Source organism: Meridianimarinicoccus marinus (assembly GCF_040689105.1).
In the GTDB taxonomy this organism is placed as follows: Bacteria; Pseudomonadota; Alphaproteobacteria; order Rhodobacterales; family Rhodobacteraceae; genus Meridianimarinicoccus; species Meridianimarinicoccus marinus.
Window position 1 is genome coordinate 1 of the sequence record NZ_JBFBVU010000125.1, and the last position, 269, is coordinate 269.

General features: G+C 43.1%; 1 protein-coding gene. It reads left to right on the top strand.

All coding sequences use genetic code 11. The features are described from left to right. Window positions 1-227 (top strand): hypothetical protein (locus tag AB0T83_RS20455; protein ID WP_366195028.1); only part of this gene is annotated, 227 nt, incomplete at its 5' end. Window positions 228-269: the final 42 nt, after the last annotated feature.

Consider the following 269-nt stretch of genomic DNA (forward strand, 5'->3'; position numbering starts at 1 on the left):
GCCCAATCAAATTGAATCGCGGTGGGATTAAACATATGCCTCGGTACTGCGTTGTTGATGGTAACCGATATGAGAGCTTTCACCAGTTCGGAACAAGCATATTGAAAAAATCAGTGAGTGAGATTATTGAACTGCGGAACGAGCACTTCATTGAAAAACATAAATCCACAGTCTGCGGCTACACCGTCGAAATGTTTTACAAATGCGACGAACCGAAAAAGCCTTAGGGCGATCATCCTCTCGTGTATTGAGATAGGATTGTGGTATTC